Source organism: Ralstonia sp. RL, from assembly GCF_001683835.1.
Lineage (GTDB): Bacteria > Pseudomonadota > Gammaproteobacteria > Burkholderiales > Burkholderiaceae > Ralstonia > Ralstonia mannitolilytica.
On sequence record NZ_LWRX01000108.1, the window covers coordinates 1 to 3,166 of the forward strand.

Consider the following 3,166-nt stretch of genomic DNA (forward strand, 5'->3'; position numbering starts at 1 on the left):
GAACACCGACACGCGGTTGCCGTCGAATACCGGGCCGTTGACGAGCTTGTAGCCAGGCACGTATTTCTGCACTTCCTTGATCATCGCGTGGACCGATGCGGTGATCGCGTCGCGCTCCGGCTCGCTCTCGGTCAGGCAGTGGACGGTGTCGCGCATGATCAGCGGCGGCTCGGCCGGGTTGATGATGATGATCGCCTTGCCCTTCCTGGCGCCGCCGACTTTTTCCACCGCGCCAGCGGTGGTGCGGGTGAACTCGTCGATGTTCTTGCGCGTGCCGGGGCCGACCGAGCGGCTCGACACGGTGGCGACGATCTCGCCGTAGGCCACCGGCTGCACGCGCGACACCGCCGCCACCATCGGAATCGTGGCCTGGCCGCCGCAGGTGACCATGTTGACGTTCATCTCGCGTTTTCCCAGGTGCTCCTTCAGGTTCACCGGCGGCACGCAGTACGGGCCGATCGCCGCCGGCGTGAGGTCGATCATCATCACGCCGAGCGCGTTGAGCTTGCGCGAGTTTTCCGCATGCACGTAGGCCGAGGTCGCATCGAAGGCGATCTGGATTTCATCCTTCGCCACATGCGGCAGCAGGCCGTCGACGCCGTCCGAAGTGATCTTCAGTCCCATGTCGGCGGCGCGCTGCAAGCCTTCGGACGCCGGGTCGATACCGACCATCCACACCGGTTCCAGCACCGGGCTGCGCTGCAGCTTGTACAGCAGGTCGGTGCCGATGTTGCCCGGGCCGATCAATGCACATTTGATTTTTTTCATGTCTTGACTCTCATTGGATGCGTAGGGTGCGCGCGGCGCACCCTACTTCGGATTAATAGAAGCGCACCGAGCAGCCGCCGATGCCGCCGATGGTCACGCGCAGGTTGTCGCCGGCCTTGACCGGCAACATCGCCGCCAGCGATCCGGACAGCACCACTTCACCGGCCTTGAGCGCAATGCCGAGCCGGCCAAGCGTGTTGGCCAGCCAGGCGATGGCATTGACCGGGCTGCCCAGGGCGGCGGCGCCGGCGCCGGTGGCGGCGATTTCGCCGTTCTTTTCCAGCACCATGCCGCAGGTCGACAAATCGACCTTGCGCGGATCGACCGCGCGGTCGCCCAGCACGAACACGCCGCACGACGCATTGTCGGCAACGGTGTCGGCGATCCGGATCTTCCAGTCGCGGATGCGCGAATCGACGATCTCGAAGCACGGCATCACGCATTCGGTGGCGCGCAGCACGTCGGCGTTGGAAATGCCCGGCCCCATCAGGTCGCGCTTGAGCACGAACGCGATTTCGCCTTCCGCCTTGGGCTGAATCAGGGTTTCCATCGGAATCGCCTCGCCCTCGTTATAGATCATCGTGTCGAGCAGGTAGCCGAAGTCGGGCTGGTGCACGTTGAGCATGTCCATCACCACCTTGCTGGTGACGCCGATCTTCTTGCCGACCACGCGCGCGCCCTTCTCCATGCGGCGCGCGATCATGCGCTGCTGGATGTGGTAGGCATCCTCGATGGTGATGTTCGAATAGCGGTCGGTCAGCGGCGCGAGCACTTCGCGGCTGCACAGCGCCTGATAGAGCTCGTCGCCGAGCCGGTTGATAAGCGTGTTTTCCATGGTGTGGTCCGTATGAATGGATTCAGGATTGTTCGACATGGCGCATCCGATCAGAGCTTGACGCAGACATTCTTCAGCTCGGTGTAGAACTCGAGCGAATGCACGCCGCCCTCGCGGCCGATGCCGGACTGCTTGGCGCCGCCGAACGGCGTGCGCAGGTCGCGCAGGAACCAGCTGTTGACCCACACCAGGCCGGCTTCGATCCTGCTTGCCACGCGATGGCCGCGCTGCAGGTTGCTGGTCCATACCGAGGCGGCCAGGCCGTAGGCGGTGTCGTTGGCGCGGCGGATCACCTCTTCCTCGGAATCGAACGGCGCGATGTGGCAGCACGGCCCGAAGATCTCCTCGCGGCACACCGCCGCGTCGTCGGCCAGGCCGGTCCAGATGGTCGGCTGCACCCAGGCGCCGTCCGCCAGCTCGCCCGGCATGGCCGGCACGCCGCCGCCGGTGACCACCGTCGCGCCTTCCTCGACCGCCTTCCGGTAGTAGGACAGCACCTTGCTCTTGTGTTCCTGGCTGATCAGCGGCCCCATGCCGGTTTGCGGATCGTCGGGCACGCCGATCTTCATCGCTTCCGCGCCCTGCTTCATTGCGGCGACGAACTTGTCGAAGATCGGGCGCTCGACATACACGCGCTCGGTGCCCAGGCACACCTGGCCGCAGTTGGCAAACGCCGAACGCAACGTGCCTTCGATCGCCGCTTCGAAATCGCAGTCGGCGAACACGATGGCCGGGTTCTTGCCGCCCATCTCCAGCGACACCGGGCGCGCGCCTTCGGCGGCGGCCTTCATGATCGCCGCGCCGGTGCGGGTCTCGCCGGTGAAGGTGATCGCGTTGACGCCCTGGTGCGTGGTCAGGAATTCGCCGGCCGAGCCGGGGCCGAAGCCGTGCACCACGTTGTACACGCCCTTCGGCATGCCGACCGCGTTCATCACCTCGCCCAAAAGCGTCGCGGTCTGCGGCGTTTCCTCGGACGGCTTCACCACGACCGTGTTGCCGCAGGCGAGCGCCGGGCCGACCTTCCAGGTCATCAACAGCAGCGGCAGGTTCCACGGGCAGATCACGCCGACCACGCCGACCGGGGAACGCGTGGCGTAATTGAATGCGCCGCGGCCGTCGGGCGTGGCGGTCTCGAAGAATTCGGTCGGCACGTTCTTCACCACGTCGGCGAAGATCTTGAAGTTGGCCGCGCCGCGCGGAATGTCGATATGGCGCGCCAGGCTCATCGGCTTGCCGGTGTCGGCGCATTCGGCGGCGAGGAAGTCGTCGAAGCGGCGGTTGATTTCGTTCGCCACGGCATACAGCAGATCGACCCGCTCGGCGACCGCCATCCTGCCCCACGGGCCGGAGAGGGCGCGCCGCGCCGCTGCCACCGCCGCATCGACTTCCGCCTTGCCGGCCTCGGCGACCTTCGCGATCACCGCGTTGTTCAGCGGCGAGCGTTTGTCGAACAGGTTCGCGGTCGGGACGAATTCGCCGTTGATGAAATTGTTGATCTGCTTCATTTAATCACTTCTCCGTTTCATTTCATTCACCGTAGGGTGCGCTTTGCGCACCGGGCCT

At 65.4% G+C, this 3,166-nt stretch carries 3 protein-coding genes; all 3 read right to left on the reverse strand.

Going from position 1 to position 3,166, the window contains the following annotated elements; all coding sequences use genetic code 11:
• A partial coding sequence (locus A6M56_RS10145; protein ID WP_286758113.1) for an acetaldehyde dehydrogenase (acetylating) occupies positions 1–768 on the reverse strand: 768 nt, incomplete at its 3' end.
• 52 nt (positions 769–820) lie between these two features.
• The gene (gene dmpE, locus A6M56_RS10150; protein WP_286758114.1) at positions 821–1,603 is read right to left on the reverse strand and encodes a 2-oxopent-4-enoate hydratase; all 783 of its coding nucleotides are present in this window, start codon (positions 1,601–1,603) and stop codon (positions 821–823) included.
• 50 nt (positions 1,604–1,653) lie between these two features.
• A complete protein-coding gene (locus A6M56_RS10155) occupies positions 1,654–3,108 on the reverse strand; it encodes a 2-hydroxymuconic semialdehyde dehydrogenase (protein ID WP_286758115.1) in 1,455 nt (484 codons plus the stop codon).
• Positions 3,109–3,166 lie beyond the last annotated feature (58 nt).